This window comes from Streptomyces sp. NRRL S-350 (genome assembly GCF_000719705.1).
GTDB lineage: Bacteria > Actinomycetota > Actinomycetes > Streptomycetales > Streptomycetaceae > Kitasatospora.
The window spans coordinates 72,059-89,142 of the sequence record NZ_JOHO01000001.1 but is presented as its reverse complement, the minus strand read 5'-3'; the positions used below and the strand labels follow the sequence as shown (position 1 = coordinate 89,142).

The window sequence follows — 17,084 nt, the reverse complement described above, 5'->3', positions numbered from 1 at the left end:
GACTCACCGGCAGTACGTGTTTCCACGCCCGGGGCGGGGCTCCGCCCCCCGGGGCCGGAGCCCAGCGGGGGTTTCCCAGTGAACCGCGCCCGCACCGCCTGGCGGCGCACCTGCGCGGAGCAACCGCGTTCAGCCTGTTCATGATCGCCAGAGGGGGTGGGGCATGGCGCTACGGGACCGCGGCCGCCCAGAGATCGGCGTCGTCTCCGGCTACCTGCTGCGGCTGCTGCGCGAGAGCATCCCGCGTACCCAGGCACACTTCGCCGAAGATCTCACGGTTGACCTGGGCACGGTCCAGGGCTGGGAGTCCGGCCGTCGGCCACTGGCCAACACCCGCTCGGCGGATCTGCTCCAGCTGCGCCGCCGCCTGGCCCTGCTCGGTGCGGAGACCGGCCTGCTCGCACTGCTGGGGGCCGCGATGGACGCCGACCGCATTCTCACCGCGGTCCTCCAGCCGCCACTCGACCCGGCCGACCACCCGCTCGCCGGCTGGGTTCAGTCGCGGGAGGCCGCGCACATGATCGCCTGGGCGGTGCGCGGCATCACGCCCCCCGCCCTCGCCGGCCGGCCCACCGGGCCCCGCCGCGGTGCCGTGGCCGCCGGTCCGGTCCTCGCCGCCGCCGACCGCACGGCCTTCTTCTCCCACCTGCGCCGCACCACGGAGAGCGCCGAGGCAGCGGGCGACCGTGCGCTGCTGCTGCGCCGCCAGGCGCTCTACCTCGCCAGCTACGACACCGCTCCGGACGCCGGCGACTGGGCCGAGCAGGCGCTGCGCGCGATGCGCCCGGCCCTAGCGCTGCGCGGATACACCTCGCGCTGGATCGAGGCCCGCACTGCCGCCACCGTCGCCGCCCGCCAGGGCGACCCCGAGCAGCTGCGCGACTTCATCGCCACCGCGCTCGTCGACGACCAGCACGGAGAGCTCGCGAACTTGTCCTACTGGGCGTACTGGCTCGGGGCCATGCCCGCCGACGCGCCCGACGACGGTTTCATCCACGCCCCGTCACCGGCGGCGTGGAACCCCCTGCAGCTGTTCCAGTCCCTTGTCGGCTCTCTCCACGACGCGCCCGGCACGGTCGACCTGTACGTCCACTCGGTCACCACCCTGCTCGACGTGCACCCGTGGCTGCCGCTGGCCGACCCCCAGACCGCTCGCCAGTTCGGCGGCCGGGCCATCGAGCTGCTCGACGCCCGGGTGATCTCGCCGAGATCCCGCCACGACCTGGAGTCGGTGCAATACCGTCTACAGCAGACGAACTGACGGAGGACCCGGTGAGCGACCGTACGCACGACGACCCGGAGGCCGCCGGCACGGCCGCCCTGTTCTACGAGGCCGGTGTCCTGCGCCGCATCCCGCGCACCGGCTGGGGCTACGACGGCATCCCCGGCGGGGAGACCGTGGCCGAGCACAGCCACCGCGCTGCCGTCATCGGCGCCGCACTCGCGGCCGTGGAAGGTGCCGACCCCGGCCGCACCGCGCTGCTGTGCGTACTCCACGACCTCCACGAGGCCCGCACCGGCGACCTCACCCCCCTCGCCAAGCGGTACGTCAGCTTCAAGGCAGACCCGCGCGACGTCACCGCCGACCAGACCGCGGGCGCCCACCCAGCGGTGCGGGACGTCCTGGCTGGCGCCGTCGACGAGTTCGAGGCCAACGACAGCACGGAGGCGCGCTGCGCCCACGACGCCGACAAGCTCGACTGCATCATCGCGGCCCTCGAGTACCGCGCGCAGGGCCACGCCGCCGTCCAAGGCAAGATCGACCGGTGCCTCGCCACGCTCAAGACCGCCTCGGCACGTCGCATCGCCGAAGCCGCCCTGACGACCGCCCCGACCAGCTGGCAGCAGCTCTTCGTCCCGGCAGCGGCGACCCCGAGCTGACCGTGCTCCCCGGGGAGAATTCTCCGCCCGCCGTCCCCTGCGGCGGTGAACGCCTCGCGTGCGGCGGCCGTCCCGGAAGCCAGTACCCGCAGTGGCACGGGCTCGGCGCCCGGCAGGCGGAAGAACATGTCATCCAGACTCAAGCCTGAGGAGGGCTGGCCCATCGCGGTGCCCGTGCCGACGGCGAAGGTCGACGCCCCGGCAGCCAGCGCACCCAGTAATGTGCAGTCGCGGGACGCTCGGCGGTCTCGAGCCGGCTGACGGCAGAGGCGGAGTAGCCGGTCGCCTTGCCCAGATCGGTCTGGCGCCACCCGCGCTGCTGCCGGGCCTACCGGATCAGGCCTCCGACGTCGCCTGCCGCGATCAGGTTCCGTGCGCGGGATCGATGGCCCGCCATCACCCGGCCGTACACGAGAAACTGGCACGCCAGCCTGGCTTCATGGCCGTCCGGCTCCGCAAACGGCACCCTGGAACCTAGGCTCTGCGCCAGCCGCCTCCACGAGCACCCTCGGAGTCCACCCGTGCCCGTCCGAAAACCGCTCCTGGCCGTGGTCAGCGGCCCGCCGGCGACCGGCAAGACCACCCTCGCCCGGGCACTCGCCCAGCGCCTGGGCGTCCCCGCGATCCTGCGGGACGAGATCAAACAGGGCATGGTCATGAACCATCCCGGTCATGACCCCGACAGCGACGACCCGCTCAACATCCCGGCTCTGGAGGCGTTCTTCGCGACGGTCACCGTACTCCTCCGGGCCGGGACATCCGTCGTCGCCGAGGCCGCCTTCCAGGACCGTCTCTGGCGCCCCGGGCTGGAGCCGCTCATGAAGATCGCCGACCTACGGATCATCCGGTGCACCACGCCCCCGTCGACCATCGCGCAACGCATCACCGACCGCGCCCACCGCGACAGCCACAGGGCCGCTCATGGTGACAAGGCCCTGCTCGCCGACATGGAGCTCGGCCTCTACGACCCCGATCAGTTCGTCCCCATCAGCCTGGACACCCCGACCCTGTTGGTGGATACGTCCGACGGCTACGCGCCCGGGGTGACGGAGATTCAGAGATTTCTGCTGCGGCCGGAGCGCGAAGAAGGCTCAGGCTGAGGATCCCGCCGTGACTGTGCCCTCAGCACTACAGGACGGCCTTCGAGCTGGCCAAAGTGTGGAATCGGTGGACCTCAGGGTGGCCTGCGGCGTAGCGTCAGGGCGAGGTCCCGCCGCATCCCCCGTCGGCGGGACCTCCTTAGTTCCTGGCCGGTATGGCGGCGCTGGCGCCGCCACGAGGGGCGTCAGCCGCGAGCAGGCTCGGTTGCCGTCACCAGGGTGATGCTCTCGGCGCAGACGGACGCGTCTCCCGTGCGGTGCCCCGGTTCGAACACCGCGACGGTGTAGCTGGTGATCCCGGAGGGCAGTTGCAGGAACATGTCGTTGACGCGTGACTTGGTGTGTTCCAGGGCGTCGGACGCACTGGGTTGATCGACGGTCAGCATGCGCGGGCCGATCCCGGGGATGTCCACCTCGACGTTCCACTTCATGCGACCATCCTGGCAGAGCGCTTCCCGGCCGCTGGCCATTGAGCAGCCGAGCGCCGGAGCGTGCGTGGCCGTCGGGGTCGGAGGTCAGTACCGAGCCGGTTGCAGGACGGCCTTCTTGAGCGCCCGGTTGATGTCGGGGTTGCGGCCGGGGACGTAGGAGTGGACCGGCGCGTAGCCGGAGGCGGCATACAGGGCGAGAGCCGCGATGTTGTGAACGCCGGTCTCCAGCAGGACCTCGGTGTGGCCGCGGTCAAGTAGATCTTGTTCGAGAGCAGCGAGGATCCGGCGGCCGAGCCCCTGCCCGCGGGCGGCCGGGGCCACGTACATCCGCTTGATCTCGGCAGTCGAGGGGCCGAGTGTGCGCCAGCCTCCGCAGGCAAGGGCCGTTCCGTCTCCAAGACGCGCGACGAGGAATCGGCCATGCGGGGCGTCGAATTCTGCGCTGTCGGTCGTCTCGGGGTCGTCGGCGGTGCTGTAGATGGCGAGCTGCTCCTGGTAGAGGGCTCGAGTGAGAGCGCGGGCATCGGCGGTGTCGTAAGGGACGGCGGTGAGCGTCCATTGAGAGGCGGCCTGAAGCAGCGAGGTCATAGTGTCGATAGTGCCGGGTGGAGGGCAGGAGGAGCAGCTCCGGGGTCGCCACCACCACCGCGTCCGCATGCCGGGCCCTGGCACCCCGACCATCGTGCCCAGTCCTCGCGCACCATCGGGTCGAAGGCGTAGCGCCAGCGCTCCTCCGCATCCCGCGTCGTGAACCCGGATCCGGCCGCCGAGAGGCCGGAGTCTGGAGCCGCCGCTGCCGATCCCCCGGCACTCCGGCGCCGCCTGGTGACGCAGACACCCCCGGTGACGCTGCCCGGTGACGCTGGAGCGTTCGCCTGAATGGCGCGTTGACCTGTGGTTTTTCTCCGGACAGGCGGGTGGCAGACGCTGATGACGCTCTGACGCACCATGTCTCCGGTTCGCCTACTTCTCTTCTCCTTCCTCTCAGTGAGATGGGGCATGAGAGCGTCATCAGCGTCATAGCCGCCCGGCAGATCGCGAGAACGTGCGGGTCAAAGCCTTTGCAGGCCGGGCGCGGGGTGCGTCACGGGCAGCGTCACCTCTGCGTCACCGTCTGCCGGATGCGGCAGCCGACCTGAGCCGGCGGGGCGGTCCTGGCGGTGGGTTCCTGTCTCCTGGGCGGGCTCCGCGATGCCGACCGGTGGAGGAAGGGTTCCTGCCTGCCCGGGTCGGCGTTCCGACGGTGTCCGGGCATGCGGACGGCCCGCGCGTCGGGGTGGCGACGGCAGGTGGGAGGTGAGCGGTGTGGGGTCCTGGTTGCGTCAGGCGGGCGGGTGTCGGGTCAGGTGCGCGGGTCCGGGGCGGGGTTGAGGGTGATGAGGAAGCCTCGCCCGCTGCCGGTGCGGGGCAGCTTGCGGATGTCGACACCGCGTTGGCGCAGTGCGGGAGCAAGCGAGGTCAGGCGGGCGGACAACAGCGCGGTCGTTCGGGGCCAGGCGTCCGGGAGGGGGCCGGGCGGCCGGAGGACGGTGTCGATCTGACCGGTCGTGGCCCGCCACTCGGTCGTGTCCGCAGTGGTGGCCCAGCGGGTGAGGGCGGTGGCGACCGGATCGGCGTCGATGACGTCGTCGGTGATCTCTTCCTGGGCGCCGGTGTAGGTGGCCAGGGTGTCCCAGCCGGTGACCGCGTCCAGGGCCCACAGCAGCTCGGCCCAGTCGGCCATCCGCGGCCGGTGGTCGAGCTGGGCGGCCGCGTCGGGCAGGCGCGCCCACACCGCGGCCGCCAGGTCGAGCAGGCCGCCGAGGATGCGACCGTGCGCGGCCCGATAGCAACGCCACAGGTCGTGCTCGCTGCGCCTCGCCTTGGGGTCGATGGCCTCCAGGGTGAAGGGGAGCAGGCGTTCGGCGAGGTCGGGCTGGAGGGCGCCGACATCGATGCCCGTCAGCACGACGGGGCGCTGGTAGGCCCAGGAGGTGACGTCATCATCCGTATACATCTCTCTTTTGGCGACGGAGGCCCCAGTTGACGTCCGGCACAGGAAGTCGCTCAGCCACCGGGGAATTCCGGCGAGGTTGTCCAGGCCCATGGTCCAGCCGGCCGAGGCGGCGACGGCGCCGTCGTCCTCGCTGCGGGGAACGTTGCGGACCTCGGCGCGCATCCCGTCGAGTACCCGCAGCAGCTGCCGGGCGCTGGTCGTCTTGGCTGTGCCGCGCTCCCCGTTGAAGTACGCGATGGGGCGGGGCATGTCGGGTCGCAGCCCGGCCAGCAGCCAGGCGACGGCCATCCGCCAGGACGGCTCGGCCAGTGCGGACAGCTCGCGCAGCAGCCCGAGCCCGGCCCGCCACCCACCCGGATCGCGTTCGGGGAGAGGGAGTTCACCGGTCAGCCGGGTGCGCCGCCACAGCGGGCCCTCGCCGACGGGCGGGGTGGTCACTGACCAGGTTCCCGGTTCAATGCACACGCTCTGCCCGTCCGCGCGGCCGAGGTCGAGCCAGGTCACCTGTTCGTCGGCCGGGTCTGGGGCGACCCGCAGGTGGACCGGCTGTTCCGGGGCGTCCAGGGCTAGGGCGTCCATGGAGGCGATCGCGTCCGTCAGGCATCCCTGGGAGGGGGCCCGGCCGGTGCGCAGGACGTAGGAGCGGTTGAGGAGTTGACGCAGGCTCCCGGTACCGCCGAAGCCGCCGGCGGCGCGCAGCGGGCGGGCGATCGGTGGCCCTTCGGCCGGGACGGCGTATGCCGTCTGGTCGCAGCGCACCAGGACGTACTCGTCCATGCCCAGGTGGAGCAGGACGTCGGACTGCGACAACTTCGGCCCGCGCTCGGTGCTCTGCTGCTCGGCCGGTGCCGCGGCCGTCGACTCCCCCACTTCGGCGGTCGGCGCCGGACGGGCGGGCCGGGGTTCGCCGGCCGGGACCGGGAGCGTCACGCGGGTGGTCAGGTCGGTCATGGCCGTGCTCCGGGACTCGGGATGGTGCGCGGCGAGCACATGCCCGCCTGGAGTGCGCGGCGGAGGGTGGACTGGGCCTTGGCTTCGCGGGGGTCGACCCCCGCGAGCTCGGCGGCCTCGGTAAGCACCCGGTGGACCTCGTCGAACTCCAGCAACCCGGCGCCGACCAGCTGGCCGAGCCGGAACCCGGCGCGGTTGATGGCGTCGTTACGGCCGGAGCGGGCGCCGGCGACGGTCTCGGCCTCCCGGCGCAGTGCCGCGGCGGCGTACGCGGCCGCGTCGTGCGGCCGGTGCCGCGTCGCGGGCCGGGGAAGCCGGATCCGGGCCGGCGGCGGGTCGGCGCCGGGATCGCGGGAGCGCAGACCGACGCGCGCGAGCTCGAGGGCGAGCCAACGCGGCAGCCGGGCCGGTTCCGATCTCGGGCCGGTGAGCTGGTAACAGCCGGCCGGGGTCCTGGTCGTGGGCGCGACCGCGGTGGACCAGCCGGCCCGCACGTCGATCTGCCAGCCCAGCCGGCCGGCGCCCTGCGTGAACCGGGCCCCACCAGCCTGGTACCAGAGATGGACTCCCCCGCTGGGGGTGCGCACCGTCAGCGTCGGCGGGGCGTGCAGCAGGCTCTCGGCCCGCCGCACCCGGCACAGCAGCTCCAACACGTCCACCCCGGTGCGCACCCCGTCCGCCTCCGGCACGGTGGCCAGGCCGATGCCGGGCAGCACCAACTCGCGCTCCGGCAGCGGGTGGTGGTGGTCGTCCAAATCGACGACCACGAGGCCGGACGGGCCGGTGGCCACGCCGACGGCGAAGGTGCGACCGCCCCACCAGCGGCGGATCAGCTCCGGATCGGTGGTCGCCGCCCGTACCCCGTGGCACCACCGTCCCGCCGCCAGGCAGCCGCAGCCGTCGGCGCCCAGGTCGGGGAACCCGCAGGGCGGCCGGCCCCCGGGCGTGGGTGGGCGGCACCGGCGGCAGTTGCCGGCCGGGCGCTTCGATCCTGGCAGCAGCGGGTGAACCCACCACCCTCTGCCCGCGCACCGCATGGCGAGCTCAAGTTCGCTGCTCACGCCGCGCTCACCGCCTCCCGGGCCCGGGCCGGTCGCACCGGTGCCGGGAGGGTCTCGCCCTCCAGCGGCCTGGCCGCGTACTGGGACATCCGCTCCCGCCAACCACCGACCGGGGGCTGGACCGGGGCCTGGACCTCGGCGCGGACCTGGTCGAGCCGCTGCGCCAGCAGGGCATGTGCGCACCGGCGGGCCGCCTCGTCGGCCGCGGCCAGGACCTCTGGCTCGCCGCGGCGCCGGGCCCGCTCGATCCTGGCCACCCGGTCGGCTTCCGCCCTCGCTTGCGGGCCGCGAAGCAGTGCCTCCAGCGCGAGCGCGCGCTCTCGGGCCACCAGCTGGTCGACGAGCTCCCGCAGCTGCCAGACCACCGCCGCCTCCGGCAGCCCCTGGCCGCGCCACCGCTCCCCCGCCTGCTCGGCCTCGGCCTCCAGCCTCGCCCGGCACGCGCTCAGCAGGCCGGCCGGGACGGCCGGGACGTCCACCAGGCCGGCCGCCACGGCCGCGAACTCCGCGGCCGACTCCAGGGCCTGGCGCGTCGTCCGGGTCTCCGAGCAGATCAGGCACAGCCCGCCAGCCTCCGGCACCCCGCACTCCACGCACGGCCGGGCCGCCAACTCAGCCTGAGCAGCGGCCTGTTCCTCCCGCTGTCGGGCCCACGCTTCCTCACGCCGGGCGCGCTCGACCGTCGCGCGCTCCCGGCGGACGGCGTCCTCGGCCGCCCGCCGGGCCACTTCCCGACTCAGCCGCCGCTCCACCTCCGCCCGGAACGCCTCCAGCTCGAGGACAGGCAGCTGCTCGCTGACGGACCGTGCGACCTGGTGCCGCAGCGCCCGGCGGTCCTCGACCAGCAGCTCGCAGGACGGGCAGACCCGGCCTGTGTCCATCCGCACCCGGTCATCGCACTCCTGGGCGTAGCACTCGGCCCGCTGCGGCAACCCGCGGCCGAGTAGCCAGCCGATCGGATCCCGTACCGGCTGCCCGAACTGCGCGGCCAACCGGCGATCCAGGCGCTCCGCCAGCACCACTGGGGCCTGCTCCGCGCCGACGATCCCGGCCAGGCGCACCAGCTCGGCCCGTGCTGCAGCCCGGACGCGACGTCGGCCACCGGCGTGCCCGATCCGGGCCCACTCCCACTGCACCGGCGCCAGCACCCGCTCCAGCCCACGGGGCAGGGACCACCGCAGCAGCACCCGCACACCACCGACAGACGACTTCTGCCCCCGCGGTTCGACGATGAGGTCCTGGTGCTGTTCCCCGCGAAGCGGGCCACCGCAACCACCGACCTGCTCGTCGGCCTCGACGGTGCCGGGCTCGGGCCGGTCCTCGCGCCCGCTCACGCGCTCCGGCAACGGTGGGAACCCCAACGCGGCTTCGCCGGAAAAGCAAAACTCAGCAGCACCAGAACCACCTAGAGCAACCACCTGAGACGCGTGGTGGGCGTGGAGTGGTGCACCAGCATCCGCGCCGCTACCCGACACCTCAGCAGCCCGTTCGCCCAGGTCAGAGGCACTTTCGTCCCCTAGCGTCGCTGCCTCGGGAAGGTCCTGACCCCTGAGTGCACCATCCGCATCGACAAGATCACCGTCCACGACGTCGAAGAACCCGACCTGGAGCCAGCCCTCCCCCGGCCCCGACAGGTCCTCGTCCTCCAACGAGCCCGAGCACTGCGTGCACACCGAGCCCCGGCCCTCCGACGGAGCACCTGCAGGTTCGACGTCCTCGTCGACGCCCGGCGGGAACTGCTTGGGGACGACCTCCAGGTCCGCCTGGGAACGCCCGTGTGCGGCTGCGACCGCCGGCACTAGGATCTTCAGCCGCGCACCGGGCACACCGCGGCCCGGCACCTCTAGCAACCCCTGCCGGACCAGCCCGTCCACCACCTGGGCCGCCTCCACCAACGGGCGGCCGATCAGCCGCGCGACCGTCGCATCCGCCCGATCGAACCCAGCCGCCACTGCCCCGCCCACCAAGGGCACCCGGCCATTCGGCCGTGCCGCCAGCACCAGACGGAGTAGCGCGAGACGCTCGGCTGCCGCACCGCGCCCCCGCCGCTCACCGAGCAGCCCGGACGGCGTCTCAGGCTTGCCCACCGGAGCCCATCCAGGGCCGAACAACCGCTCGCACAACGCCAGGAGAACCGCCAACTCGCGCTTCTCCAGAACCAACGGATCAGAGCTCTGAGCGAGGGCGGCCGTGAGCGGCAACAACTCCCACCGCAAGCCGGTCACCCGACGTACGCCCTCGACCGACGCCGTCGTCACCTCGGTCGAGACCGCGCCTGAGACCCGGAGGGCCGGCAGCACCCGATGGTCGACGTAGGACTCCGATACCCCCGCCCATCGCGCCAACTCGCCAGCTGTGAGCTCCAGCCGCGAGTCCCGCGCGGGCGACTTCGCGAAGAGCACAGTGGTTGCTAGGACCTCGACCAGCGGTCGGCCGCGAAGCGACCGATCTGCGAGTAGTGCGTCAACGGCGGCGGCCAGCCGCTCTCGAACACTCCGGTTCAGCGCGAGCGGCTGGTCAAGCCCTGCCCCTGGTCCCGTCGACGGGCCGGAGAGTCGCAAGGTTGACGTGCGAGAGCGCTTCACTCGATCGAGTGACTTTGTCTTGCTTGTGGTGATGTGGGCATAGTCCGAGGGCGACGCGAGTGACCCTGTTTTTGGCAAAGACGGACTAGCCCCATGGCTGGCGGCTATGATCTGCTCCAGAACAACATAGGGATGAGGGCAAAACTCAACTGGCCGCTTGACCCATCGGCGGATATTGCCTGGTCAGCGGAGGTGTGAGTGTGGTTTGGGTTAGGTCAGCTGAGAGTTGAGCCCCCTCCCAAGCCGTGACCGTGGTTGGCCCCATGGGTCGCGGCAGACCATGCCGACAGAGTCGGCTGGCTAAGCAGAGACATGAAATTGCTCGGGGTGGCTCCCCGGGCAAGGAACGGGCGGCATGGCTGTGCCGCCCGACAGGCGACCAAGACGGTCGCCTTTTTGTCTTCCTGGCCTCGAGCGCGCACAGTGACCGTCCCTGTGCGGACGGCCTTGGCGCCGGAAAGAGTTGGCTGACTCCCCCAGCTCGGCAAGGACAGACGTGAGGTCGCTGCTCTCTCGGGCGATGACACGCCAAAAGGCGCCACGACCCAGTGGGTCGCGACGTCTGCGAGCATCACACCAAACCTCACGCGATGAAGACTATCCTTAAACGGATCCTCTTGTGGTTGAAGCATTGGAGCGTGTCTGGTGGCAAGGTTTTCCGAGCAGCGGTGGCAGTCGCAGCCTGATGCCGAGGCGTCGTGGGCGGCTGGACTGCCTGGAACCTTCCGTGCCTATGTGCCTGATGCGCTATGCGGGCGGTCTGTCCGGCTCTCGACGGAGGTGGCAGCTGAGGTCGCGACAGTGGATGCCTTGGTTCGGTCGTTGGGTGACTCGAGCCCGACTAGTCCGCACCTTGAATCTTTGGCCCGGTTCCTGCTCCGCTCCGAGGCCGTGGCGTCGTCGCGCATCGAAGGAGTCGTGGCGTCAGCCCGCGCGGTAGCCGAGCTCGAGCTGATGCTCGGCATGCGGGCCGGCGAGGAGCCGCGGGCCCCGCGTGGTGTCGATGCCAGTGCGCGGGAGGTGGTCAACAACGTCCTGGCCCTCCGGCAGGCCGTCACCGTCCTGCACGATTCCCCCGCCGTCACCCCGGAAGATATCGACTCGCTTCAGAGGGCTCTGATGGTTGGCACAGACCAGGCTGAGGGTGCCGGCTCCGTTCGGCGGGTGCAGAACTGGGTTGGCGGCAGTGGGCTAAGTCCTCACGGTGCGGAATTCGTTCCCCCACCCCCGAGCGAGGTGCCCGCCCTCATGGACGACTTGGCGAGGTTCATCTCTGAGCCGCACCCTCTGCCGCTTGTCCAGGCCGCTCTGACGCATGCCCAATTCGAAACCATTCATCCATACACAGATGGAAATGGGAGAACAGGGCGAGCACTTATTCACACTGTCCTTGCTCGGCAAGGACTAGCGGTGGGGCATGTGCTTCCGATTTCTATGTCGCTACTTTCCCATGCCCGCGAATATATCGCTGGGCTCAATGCATACCGATATGAAGGCGATGCGAGCGATCCTGCGGCTCTCGTAGGTGTCGACGGATGGATCCGTGTCTTCTTGGCTGCAACTCGAGATGCAGTTGCGGAGTCACGTCGTTTCACCGTGGAACTCGCTGCCATGCGTACCACCTGGGACGCGCGCCTGGCCAGCTTCCGGGAGAAGCAAAAGCGCCGCGGGCTGCCGAGAAAGGACTCGGCTGTCGTGCGACTTATGGAGCAGTTGCCTGGCGTTCCAGTGGTGACGGCACGTGCGGCTCAATCACTTCTCGGCGTTTCCTTTGTTGCGGCGAAGTCTGCGCTTGAGGAGTTGGCTGGGGCAGGGATCGTTCAGGTAAAGGAAGTTGAGCGGGGAACGCGGGCATTCATGGCCACAGATGTGCTCGACCTCATCAACAGCTCGGAGCGACGGCTCACTTATCAGCGTTGGGACTTTTCGGCTCTCGACCCGTCCGCGTAAGCTCCAACGCACTTAACTTTGCGGGGCTGTGGCCGGCAGGGATCGTTCGACAGGCCGCGGGGGCCTCCGCATCAAGGTCTTGACCTCGAAGCTAGCGGGTCTGGGAAGAGCTTGATGCGGAGGCCCCGCTGGGCCTGCCACAGGCGGAGGCCAGGCACCGGTAGAGCGACGTAGCGAGCGCTGCTGCCCCTCCGGATGGCAGGCCAGCTACATCCACGCGACGCCGGTCCACCGTTTCCTTTAACGCCGAAGCCGCGCCGTTAAAGGTTAATGTCACTCTCGGTACCGACTCGGATGTCGACGGTTGTGGGTGGCCAAGGCTGACTCGTTGGGTACTCGCTAGTGAGGCGCGGGAGCATGACGGCAGGCGTCAGCCCTCCTGTAGAGCGAGGGTCAACCTGGAAGTTGCGCCTACGGGGAAGCGCGCAGCCACCTGGACGCGGTCGCATCGCGAGTGGCCGGTGGTCGATGAAGGAGCCAGTTCAGTAGCCACACCGAGCGTGATGGAACCACAGTGCCCTTGGGCGCCCTGGCGACGAACTGCTGCGCGTCGGGTGCGCCGGCCCGCCCGCACCGCGAGGAAGGCAAACCTGACAGGGATGCCGTAGCTGTGGATGTGCCATGCCATGGGCGCGTGCGACGTGAATCTTGAGGATCGGCCCCCCGCTGGTGGGTTGACGGCAATCAGGTTGCCCAAGGGGAAGAGGAGGCCGATCCTGGCTCGCTGCGAGCGCTGGAAGCGCCGAATGGCTGCGCCCCAGGATGCGCCCCGGGCGGTCGGAGCGAGAGGGGCCTGTGCGCATAGAGGGCTGGTTTGCCCTGTCGGGCGGCCAATAGGTTTCGCCGAAATCGCGTGCGGGCCTCTTAGTCGCCGAGAGTCGAAGGTTGCCTCCCGCCGTAAGGGGAGGTGCTAGATCACCTGCGGCGCAAGTTGTCAGAGATCCTGATCAGGCGAGTCTGCCTCTTCAAGGACAGGGGGGTATCCGTGCGCTCGAAGCCATGCGTCGAGCGCTGCGGCGACTACGTTGCCAGCGCCAGGATTGCCGTGCTCGGCGTTGTAGGTATTGACACGCGTCTTCAGGTCAAGGTCGGAGGGGACGGAGTAGTTGAGCTGCTCTCGGCTTACTCCCCTCCGCTCGATGAGGTGGCGCGTAGCTGGATGCGGAGACAGCCACGCATCACTGTCCTGGGCGTACTCGTCCATGGCTTCCACGGCGCGCGCCAACTCGCGGAGGCGGTCTGCCACCTTCACCTTCGATGCCATGCTTCTCCCTTTCAGCGTTGATACGGATAGTGTAACACCTAGGCCAATAGTCGTAGCAACGTACGTCGAACTATTGCCATGGCGAAAGCAGGGGCCCAGCATCTTCGGATGCTGGGCCCCTGCTGGGTGAACCTGTGAGCTCAGAAGCCCATCAGTCGAAGCCATCGGTCCATGGCCACGGCCACGATGTCTGCAACGGGGACCTTCCGTAGGGCCCTGTTGCTGACCTTGTACATGGCCAGGCGGTGAGGAAGCTGCAGCTCCAGGGGCACGGAAGCCTTAAGCTGCTCTCTCGTGATGAAGCGCTGCTGAAGTACGACCTCGGCGCGCGGGATCTCGGGAGAGGTGCCCGATCCGCGGTACTGATCCCAAGGCGCCTCGATGTCGCTGAGATCGTTCACCGCTCCGCGAAGGAACCAGTCGAGACCAAGGGCGACGAGGTCGGCCGGCGGAATACTCCTTATGCGCGACACCACCCTGAGCTTCTCGAGGCGGAGCCCGATCTCGAGCGCCTCGGGGACGGAAGCGTTCAGGGGCTCCCGGTCGAAGTACCGCTGAGACAGAACCTCTTCTGCGCGCACGAGATCCCCTGAGTCAGCCGGAATGGTGTAGGAGTCCCACTCCGAGGCCAACTGGGCGGCCCCGCGGTGAACCACGCCGGTCCCGCTCTGAACTCGTCGCTCTAGGCCACGAGCCGGTGAGGCGTCGATCCGAGAGGCCGGAGTGTCAGCGACAGCGCTTTCACCGCTGGCCTTGGCTGCTCCGTGAGGCTCGGCAACAGCCTTCGGCCGCTGAGCCGCAGGCTCAGGGGCCGTGTCAGCTGCTACGGGGAGCTCTGCGGGAGCGACTGCGGGCGCGGAGACGGGAGAATCCGCCACAGCCTCAGCAGATTCGGCCGACGTGCTCGACCCCGCGGCCTCGACGACAGGGAGGGTTGTGTCCTCCTTGTCGCCGCTGCCCGCGGGCTTGTCAGCTGCTACGGGGAGTTCTGCGGGAGCGACTGCGGGCGCGGAGGCCGACGAATCCACCACAGCATCAGCCGCCGGGGCGGCCGCGTCTGCGCTGGGCAGTTGTGCTGCGCCTTCGTCGGAAGTCCCGGACTGACCGTCTTGCGCCTCGGCAGGCGGAGTGCTCTTGGGGTTACGCGGCGGGGGCGGCCCTGTGCGCTTGCGAGCGGCCTTCACTCCCCGGAGCTGCGCCATTCCGTTCGACGTCTCATCGGGCATAGTTCAACGCCGCCTTCGCTACCTCGCGGATCTGCTCCACGAAGGGCTCCTCCTTCTTGAAGATGGGCTCGGAGCAAATGGCCACGCGCTTCCTGCGCACCCCGATCCACTTGTAGTAGCTCACCATCGGCCCCACTGCGACCTGGTACTTCTTGGCCATGCTCTCAAGCTCGTTGATCAGCTGCTCCGACGGAGCGCCATCGACCATGTAAGGGATCAGGAGAAGCGGGTAGTCGCTTGCCTCCTCAAGCAACTGCTCGAGGGATCGCATCTCGCGGACCTTGAGCACCACGGGCGTAAGGACGACGTTGGCAGCGGCCATCGCACCATAGGTGGAAGGGCATGCATCAGGATGCGTGTCCACGACCAGCCGTCGCTTCAGCTCCTTCGACCAGCGCAGGAGGTCATCAGCCACCTTCTCCGCCGACGGCTCGTTCTCGCCGAAGGTCGTGTGCCCCGGAATCAAGTCAGGCTTGCGGTCACCACCGCGAAGGGGGACGGGCACCTTGCCAGACTCGAAGGCTTCGAGGAGCGGGGCGCCCTGGCGCTCCTCCTCCCGATAGCCCCACCCGGCAGTGAGGCCGCCCTTGGACCAGTCCAAGTCAACGGCGACTGCGTCGAGTTCCTGTGCCACTTCCTCGGCGAGCGTGGTCTTGCCGATACCCCCCTTGTACCCGAGGGACGCGACGACGTACGGCTCCTGCTCAGGGAACGGCTTCAGCTGACGGCCGATCACTTCGGAGGCCGACTGAACCAGTACTTCGCTGCTCACGTGCGAGCCTCCGAACGATCGGTATTCTGGGACTTCACGGCTACTCTGCATTCCTCGGTCTTGTAGGGGGTCGTTTGTTTGCCGGGATCCGCCGGGGCCTCCCCCCGGCGGATCACTGGATCTCGGGGCTGAGTTAGAGCGTGAACGCTCGGTTGCTGTTGGCTCTGGAGGCGTGGGGGCGGGAGTTCAGGTCGCGGTCCACGCCTTGATAGCGGAGTGGACATCGTCGACGCTCGCGTCGCCTTCTGCCACCCGTACTGCCAATTCAGCCCAGTCCGAAGGCCGGGCCCTGCACTCAACGCCGTGGTACTGCAACAGATCCAGCGAGGCCGCGATGGCAAAGAGAGCGTTGGAGAACTCCAGCATCGGCAGCCGCAGGAGCGTATGGAACAGTGAGGCAGCCTGCCCCACCGGGCCAACGTAGACGGGGGATTCGGCGATGTTTGCCTCGCAGCGAGCGATTGAAGCCGCCGCTACTCCCCAGTCGGCAATGGCAGGGTTTCCGGGGATCTGCTGCGCCACCGCGGAGAGATGCCCGACGGTCAACCGTTCGCTCACGCGGCCGCTTCTCGCTCGGGCTTCGGGGGGCGGTCGATCTTCGCGCTCAACGGGCCGAGGATCTCGGACGCCTTGGGGTCGGCCTCTAGCCACTCCAGCACCGCCCTGGTTGGTGCTGCGAAGCGATCAGCATCATGATTCACCTCCGCCATCACTGTCCGGTGAAGGTACGCGTTCACTGACAGTCCAAGGTCTGCTGCACGCCTGGAGATGCGCGCCGCATCCTCTTCCGGGACGCGCAAGGTCATGCTCTTCATGACTGCAATGCTATCAATGCAGTCACTCTTGATCTCACACTGGCCTGCCTTGTCGGCGTGTCACGACACGCCAGCGAGGCTGGCATCAGGACATGGCACGCATGGTGCGGGAGCGATCAGTGTGCGAGGCAGCCGGTTTGGAAGCGGCAGCGCTGAGGGCTGACCGGACCCGAGGCAAGGCGGAGGCCAGATCTACATACCCACTGAGAAGATGACGACGGCGCCGGCCACCATGTACGGGCCGAAGGCCAAACGGCTCTTCGCGGATGCGCGCCCAGTCAGGATCAGTGCGAGGCTGGCGACCGCGGCCAGGGCGAACCCCGCGAAGGTGCCCCAGAGTACGGAGGTCCAACTTGACCAGCCGAGGAGCGCGCCGACGGCGGGAGCGAGTTTGACGTCGCCCATGCCCATCCCGGCGACGACGAGGACCAAGTAGACGGCGGTGACCACCACCGCCGCGGTGAGGGCGCGCCAGATGCTGCCGGGCTCTCCGGCCAGTGCGGCTCCGCCGAGCAGGAGGAGGGTGCCGGCGGACGCGGGCAGGGTGAGGATGTCGGGGAGGCGGTGGACCTTGAGGTCGATGACCGTCAGAGCGGCTCCGCAGGCGAGGAGCCAATACTGCGCGGCGCTGGCCCAGCCACTTGCTCCGGCGGCGGCGACGGCCGCGAAGGACGCTCCGGTGAGCAGTTCGGGCAGGCCGGCGGCAGGGCCGGTCTTCGAACCGCAGGAGGAACAGCGTCCCGTGGTCGCTTGAAGCTGGCCGCGGAGTCCGGGGGAGGGGTAGCTGGTGGCGCAGGAGGGGCACGCGGTCCGGTTCGGCTCGCCTCGGGGTACGGCGCGGGCAAAGATCAGCGGCCGGGCCGCTGCGCCCGCTGCGAGGCCGGCGAGGAGCGCGACGACGACGGTGACCATGGGTGGCATCGAGGCTCTCCAGGCGATCAGGGACGGTGAATCCAGCCAGCTGGTAGGCGGGTCTACTGAAGCGTAACGAAGCCGCCGACCGGGCCCACGGGCGGGCAAGATCGTGATCTTCAGTACAAATCGGCAGGTGG

General features: G+C 69.7%; 15 protein-coding genes and 1 pseudogene. 4 read left to right on the top strand and 12 right to left on the bottom strand.

What is annotated here, in order from left to right; translation table 11 throughout:
* Nucleotides 1-163 precede the first annotated feature (163 nt).
* Both IF30_RS0100445 and IF30_RS0100440 read left to right on the top strand, forming a co-directional pair.
* A complete protein-coding gene (locus IF30_RS0100445) occupies nucleotides 164-1,261 on the top strand; it encodes a helix-turn-helix domain-containing protein (RefSeq protein WP_051708947.1) in 1,098 nt (365 codons plus the stop codon).
* Nucleotides 1,262-1,272: 11 nt separating this feature from the next.
* Nucleotides 1,273-1,881, top strand: a complete 609-nt coding sequence (locus IF30_RS0100440) for an HD domain-containing protein (RefSeq protein WP_030230251.1) — start codon at nucleotides 1,273-1,275, stop codon at nucleotides 1,879-1,881.
* Between the two features lie 139 nt (nucleotides 1,882-2,020).
* On the opposite strand, the pseudogene IF30_RS48955 reads toward IF30_RS0100440, so the two are convergent.
* Nucleotides 2,021-2,197: pseudogene (locus tag IF30_RS48955) on the bottom strand (helix-turn-helix domain-containing protein); the annotation flags it as partial.
* Nucleotides 2,198-2,402: 205 nt separating this feature from the next.
* On the opposite strand from IF30_RS48955, the gene IF30_RS0100435 reads away from it, so the two are divergent.
* The gene (locus IF30_RS0100435) at nucleotides 2,403-2,981 is read left to right on the top strand and encodes an AAA family ATPase (RefSeq protein WP_030230248.1); all 579 of its coding nucleotides are present in this window, start codon (nucleotides 2,403-2,405) and stop codon (nucleotides 2,979-2,981) included.
* A 185-nt stretch (nucleotides 2,982-3,166) separates the two neighbouring features.
* On the opposite strand, the gene IF30_RS0100430 is transcribed toward IF30_RS0100435, so the two are convergent.
* From IF30_RS0100430 to IF30_RS47420, 5 genes are all read right to left on the bottom strand, one after another.
* Nucleotides 3,167-3,412: a hypothetical protein gene (locus IF30_RS0100430; protein WP_030230247.1), complete on the bottom strand. Its 246-nt coding sequence runs from the start codon at nucleotides 3,410-3,412 to the stop codon at nucleotides 3,167-3,169.
* Nucleotides 3,413-3,496: 84 nt separating this feature from the next.
* Nucleotides 3,497-4,000: a GNAT family N-acetyltransferase gene (locus tag IF30_RS0100425; protein ID WP_051708946.1), complete on the bottom strand. Its 504-nt coding sequence runs from the start codon at nucleotides 3,998-4,000 to the stop codon at nucleotides 3,497-3,499.
* 754 nt (nucleotides 4,001-4,754) lie between these two features.
* Nucleotides 4,755-6,359: a hypothetical protein gene (locus IF30_RS0100420; RefSeq protein ID WP_030230245.1), complete on the bottom strand. Its 1,605-nt coding sequence runs from the start codon at nucleotides 6,357-6,359 to the stop codon at nucleotides 4,755-4,757.
* Nucleotides 6,356-7,420, bottom strand: coding sequence for a bifunctional DNA primase/polymerase (locus tag IF30_RS0100415; protein WP_051708945.1), 1,065 nt, complete (start codon nucleotides 7,418-7,420; stop codon nucleotides 6,356-6,358). The genes IF30_RS0100420 and IF30_RS0100415 overlap by 4 nt, the downstream gene beginning before the upstream one ends.
* Complete coding sequence (locus IF30_RS47420) at nucleotides 7,417-8,754, bottom strand: hypothetical protein (protein ID WP_158834599.1); 1,338 nt, start codon at nucleotides 8,752-8,754, stop codon at nucleotides 7,417-7,419. The genes IF30_RS0100415 and IF30_RS47420 overlap by 4 nt, the downstream gene beginning before the upstream one ends.
* Nucleotides 8,755-10,650: 1,896 nt before the next feature.
* Here IF30_RS47420 and IF30_RS44430 point away from each other — a divergent pair.
* Nucleotides 10,651-11,955, top strand: a complete 1,305-nt coding sequence (locus IF30_RS44430) for a Fic family protein (RefSeq protein WP_030230243.1) — start codon at nucleotides 10,651-10,653, stop codon at nucleotides 11,953-11,955.
* Between the two features lie 934 nt (nucleotides 11,956-12,889).
* Here IF30_RS44430 and IF30_RS44800 read toward each other — a convergent pair.
* The 6 genes from IF30_RS44800 to IF30_RS0100380 all read right to left on the bottom strand — a co-directional run bounded on the left by IF30_RS44800 (nucleotide 12,890) and on the right by IF30_RS0100380 (nucleotide 16,953).
* On the bottom strand, nucleotides 12,890-13,219 hold the full coding sequence (locus IF30_RS44800) for a hypothetical protein (protein ID WP_078891035.1): 330 nt from the start codon (nucleotides 13,217-13,219) through the stop codon (nucleotides 12,890-12,892).
* 140 nt (nucleotides 13,220-13,359) lie between these two features.
* Complete coding sequence (locus tag IF30_RS0100400) at nucleotides 13,360-13,800, bottom strand: hypothetical protein (protein WP_153470199.1); 441 nt, start codon at nucleotides 13,798-13,800, stop codon at nucleotides 13,360-13,362.
* Nucleotides 13,801-14,434: 634 nt separating this feature from the next.
* Nucleotides 14,435-15,217, bottom strand: a complete 783-nt coding sequence (locus IF30_RS0100395) for a ParA family protein (RefSeq protein WP_051708943.1) — start codon at nucleotides 15,215-15,217, stop codon at nucleotides 14,435-14,437.
* Nucleotides 15,218-15,403: 186 nt separating this feature from the next.
* Complete coding sequence (locus tag IF30_RS0100390) at nucleotides 15,404-15,775, bottom strand: hypothetical protein (RefSeq protein WP_037898563.1); 372 nt, start codon at nucleotides 15,773-15,775, stop codon at nucleotides 15,404-15,406.
* On the bottom strand, nucleotides 15,772-16,032 hold the full coding sequence (locus IF30_RS0100385) for a toxin-antitoxin system HicB family antitoxin (RefSeq protein ID WP_030230236.1): 261 nt from the start codon (nucleotides 16,030-16,032) through the stop codon (nucleotides 15,772-15,774). Before IF30_RS0100385 ends, IF30_RS0100390 begins: the two co-directional genes overlap by 4 nt.
* A 192-nt stretch (nucleotides 16,033-16,224) precedes the next feature.
* On the bottom strand, nucleotides 16,225-16,953 hold the full coding sequence (locus IF30_RS0100380) for a prepilin peptidase (protein WP_234322526.1): 729 nt from the start codon (nucleotides 16,951-16,953) through the stop codon (nucleotides 16,225-16,227).
* Between the last annotated feature and the right edge of the window lie 131 nt (nucleotides 16,954-17,084).

Coding starts and splice junctions, on each gene's coding strand:
- IF30_RS44800 (WP_078891035.1), bottom strand. CDS start 13,219: ATGGCATCGAAGGTGAAGGTGGCAGACCGCCTCCGCGAGTTGGCGCGC.
- IF30_RS0100420 (WP_030230245.1), bottom strand. CDS start 6,359: ATGACCGACCTGACCACCCGCGTGACGCTCCCGGTCCCGGCCGGCGAA.
- IF30_RS0100425 (WP_051708946.1), bottom strand. CDS start 4,000: ATGACCTCGCTGCTTCAGGCCGCCTCTCAATGGACGCTCACCGCCGTC.
- IF30_RS0100380 (WP_234322526.1), bottom strand. CDS start 16,953: ATGCCACCCATGGTCACCGTCGTCGTCGCGCTCCTCGCCGGCCTCGCA.
- IF30_RS0100445 (WP_051708947.1), top strand. CDS start 164: ATGGCGCTACGGGACCGCGGCCGCCCAGAGATCGGCGTCGTCTCCGGC.
- IF30_RS0100385 (WP_030230236.1), bottom strand. CDS start 16,032: ATGAAGAGCATGACCTTGCGCGTCCCGGAAGAGGATGCGGCGCGCATC.
- IF30_RS0100430 (WP_030230247.1), bottom strand. CDS start 3,412: ATGAAGTGGAACGTCGAGGTGGACATCCCCGGGATCGGCCCGCGCATG.